Raw genomic sequence first — 4,055 nt, forward strand, 5'->3', positions numbered from 1 at the left:
TCATCTCGCACGACGTCGTCTCTTACATAGACGCGCACTACCGCACCATCCCCGATCGCGCCAGCCGCGGTCTTGTTGGTCACTCCATGGGCGGCTATGGCGCGTCGCGCATCGGCATGAAGCATCCCGAAGTCTTTGGCGCTCTTTACATCATGAGTCCCTGCTGCATGTCTTCGATGGTCGGGGGCGGCCCGGGCACCGCCGATCAGATCAAGGAGCGTGCGATCGCCAGCGAGAAGAAGGTAGCGGCGGCCAAGTCTCCGGCTGATCTCGCAGCACAGTCGCCCGGCTTCGCTTCCGCACAATACGCAACGGCAGCGGCGTGGGCACCTGATCCGAAGAACCCTCCGCTTTACTTCGATCTGCCAACCAAGGACGGGATTCTGCAACCGGAGATCGTAGCGAAGTACACAGCCAACTCACCGCTAGCTTTTGTCGATCAGTACATCGGAAATCTAAAACAGTATCGCGCCATCGCGATGGATGTTGGCGATCAGGATGGATTGCGATTTGATGCCACCAAGCTGCACACCATCCTCGATAACTATGGGATCGCGAACAGCTTTGAGATTTACTCCGGCACGCATGTCAGCGCAGTCGCCGATCGATTCCAGAACCACGTGTTGCCATTCTTCAGCAAGAACCTGTGCTTCACAGCCGATTGCCGGTAGACAGCAGAATGTCGGCGGACAGAAAGTCGAGATCAAAGATGCTTTGGAAAGCAGGAATTCTCCGCGCCTGTCGTGATGGATGGGAACTCATGCCCGTCCTGTTTCTCTTCTTTGCTACCTCGTCGATGGCAAACGCACAAATGCCCGGTCAAAAGGCGCCAGGTCCTCCGCCCGCTCAAATCGAGCAGACAAGCCACGGCATCCGCGCCACCGCGGGCAGGGAAGTCCTCGAGGTCACCGTGTGTTCTGATTCGGTGATTCATGTCGTTGCTACTCCTGTACCTTCTGCCCCCGCTTCGCCGCGTCCGTGGATGCTCGACGCGCAGCAATCCTGCCCGGGAGCGCCGTTCACGTTTACGCAGGACGTGAAAGCGGCCAGTTTGAAGACTGCTCAGCTTGAGGTGATCGTCAACATCGAGCGCGGCAATCTCTCATTTCGCACCATCAGTGGAGAATCGCTGCTGAACGAAGGCAACAGCATCCCGCGAACCTACGAGCCGGTCGAGCTCAATGGAGATCACACCTACCGCGTCACGGACCGCTTTTCTCCCTCGATCACCGAAGCGGTCTATGGGCTCGGCCAGCACCAGAACGGTATGTTTAACTATCGCGGCGCCACCGTTGAGTTGGGACAAAACAACACCGATGTCGCGATACCCCTGCTGATTTCGAGCAAGGGCTATGGGCTGATGTGGAACACCGCAGCGCTCACTTATTTTGACAATCGATTTCCACTCGATATGAAGCTGACGTCAATCGCGGGCAAGTCGATCGATTACTACTTCCTCTACGGACCGGAGATCGACGCCGTTCTTCACGAGTACCGCACCATGACCGGCCACACGCCGATGCTGCCCAAGTGGGCCTACGGCTTTTTCCAATCAAAGGACCGCTACGTATCACTCGACGAGATTCGCGGGATCGCAGAGCGCTATCGCAGGGAACATATTCCGCTTGACGCCATGGTGCAGGATTGGTTCTGGTGGAAGACCGAGGGAGATCCAATCTTCAATTCCAACTATCACGACGTCGCACAGGATCTAGAGGCCCTGCACGGGGAAAACGTGCACGCCATGATCTCTGTCTGGGGACTGCTCGATCCCAACTCCGAAACCTACAAGATCCTCGACGCAAAGCATGAGCTTGTGTCAGATGCGCACGTATACGACGCCACCAACCCCGAGGCGCGCGACATCTACTGGGAGCATCTGCCGGGCAAGCTGTTGGCGCAGGGATGGGATGCATTCTGGCTCGACAGCGCCGAGCCTGAAGAATACTGGCCCCACATGGGCGATGCCATCCTGAGCAGCCGCCAGATCGCCATCGGCAACGGCGCCGAATTCACCAACGTCTTTCCGTTTGCGCACACCCTTGGGGTGCAGGATCACTGGAAGGTTCAGAACCCGGGCAAGCGCGTCTTCCTGCTCACGCGGTCCGCATTTCTCGGCCAGCAACGCGTTGGTGCCACCGTCTGGTCGGGAGATGTCTACGGCACCTATTGGGGCCTGAATCACCAAGTCCCCGCTGGTTTAAATTTTGCGCTGTCCGGCTCTCCATATTGGACCACTGACATCGGCGGCTATTGGCCTCCGCACGAAGACCCAATCGCCGATCCAGCGTTCCAGGAACTCTACGCACGCTGGTTCGAGTACGGCACGTTCTGTCCCATCTTCCGCACTCACGGTCACCGGCCGCACAACGAGTTGTGGAGTTTCGACAAAGTCGAGGCGATACTGGTGAACTACGACAAGCTCCGCTATCGCCTGATGCCGTATATCTATTCGTTGGCCTGGAAGGTAACGAGCGAGGATTACACCATTCAGCGCCCCCTTGTGATGGATTGGCGCACGGACCCGAAGACCTGGAATCTTGGCAACGAGTTCATGTACGGCCCAGCAATCCTGGTCAACCCGGTGCTCAAAGCCGACGCGACCATGCGCAACGTTTATTTGCCGGCAGCTGCTGCATGGTACGACTTCTGGACCGGTAAATCGCTCAAAGGCGAACAAGAGATCGAAGCCGATGCGCCCCTCGATCGCATACCGCTCTTCGTGCGCGCCGGCTCCATCCTTCCCATGGGACCGCAGATCGAGTACGCCACGCAGGATCCCGCAGGGCCCATTGAGCTTCGCATTTATCGCGGCGCAGATGGGAAATTCGACCTTTATGAAGACGCAGGCGATGGTTACGAATACGAGAAGGGAATGCACTCCATCATCCCCATCCGCTGGGATGATCGCAGTTCTTTGCTCACTATCGGCTCGCGGCAAGGCTCATTCCCCGGAATGATTGAACACCGCAAATTCCGCGTCGTCCTGGTCGTTGGCGGACATGGAACAGGCGTAGATGTAACCAGCACGGCAAACGCGGAGATCAGTTACGAAGGCAACGAAGTTCACGCAACCATCAAGTGATTCGGCGCGGCGCCGGGCTTCGTAAAACAGAATAGTCCACGCAACGCTAACATCTGTTTACGGAATAGAAGGTCGGCTATGACGAAATGCAATCTCTCACTTCTGCTGGCGGGTGCGCTGTGTGCGCCCTTGGCTGCCCAATCTCAATCGGCTCAAAACTGCGCCGCTCTCGCAGGCCTCAAGATCGACGAAGTGGAAATCACCAAGGCCGCAGTCGTTCCCACCGGAACCACCGTCCCGCCGCCGTATCCCGGCGCTCCTTCCATTGGCCCGCTTCCAGCGCATTGCCGCGTCGACGGCGTCATCAATCGCCGCAAGGGCGTAGACGGGCAGGAGTTCGGCATCGGCTTTGCTCTTGCATTGCCCGAAGATGCGGCCTGGAACGGTGACTTCATGATGCAGGGCGGCGGAGGCGGCAATGGCATTATCGCGTATCCCGCTGGAGCGAACTACGCTGGCGACAAGCCAGCACTCTCCCGCGGATTCGCCGTGGCCAGCACCGATACAGGGCACAAGGCAAAAATGGGTGCCTTCGACTTCACCTTCATGCGCGACCAGCAGGCCTATCTCGATTTCGCCTTCCTCGCGAACGCTGAAGTCGCCGGGGTCGCCAAGCAGATCATCGCTCATTACTACGCAAAACCTGCGGCGTTCTCCTACTTCGTAGGCTGTTCCACAGGCGGGCGCGAAGGCATGATCCTCTCGCAGCGCTATCCCACCGTATTCAACGGGATCGTCTCCGGTGATCCGGCCATGCGCACCGGGCTGTCTAACCTTGCCATCGCGCAATGGATCCCAGTGGCTTACAACCAGGCGGCTCCCAAAGACGCCTCCGGCAAGCCCCAGATCGATAAGTTCCTCACCGACGACGATCGAAGGCTCTTTATGGATGCGCTGATGAAACAATGCGACGCGAAAGACGGTGTTGCCGATGGCATGATCTCCGATCCGCTAGGCTGCGATTTCGACC

Annotated in this window: 3 protein-coding genes; all 3 read left to right on the plus strand. The window is 58.1% G+C overall.

The genetic code is table 11. From position 1 onward, the window contains the following. The coding region (locus WA354_RS03890) for an alpha/beta hydrolase (RefSeq protein WP_472811698.1) at nt 1-671 on the plus strand (671 nt) is incomplete at its 5' end. A gap of 38 nt (nt 672-709) precedes the next feature. Then, nucleotides 710-3,085: a glycoside hydrolase family 31 protein gene (locus WA354_RS03895; protein WP_472811699.1), complete on the plus strand. Its 2,376-nt coding sequence runs from the start codon at nt 710-712 to the stop codon at nt 3,083-3,085. A gap of 78 nt (nt 3,086-3,163) precedes the next feature. After that, nucleotides 3,164-4,055: tannase/feruloyl esterase family alpha/beta hydrolase (locus WA354_RS03900; protein ID WP_472811700.1), on the plus strand; the 892-nt coding region annotated here is incomplete at its 3' end.

Source organism: Occallatibacter sp. (assembly GCF_049802275.1).
Taxonomy (GTDB): Bacteria; Acidobacteriota; Terriglobia; order Terriglobales; family Acidobacteriaceae; genus Telmatobacter.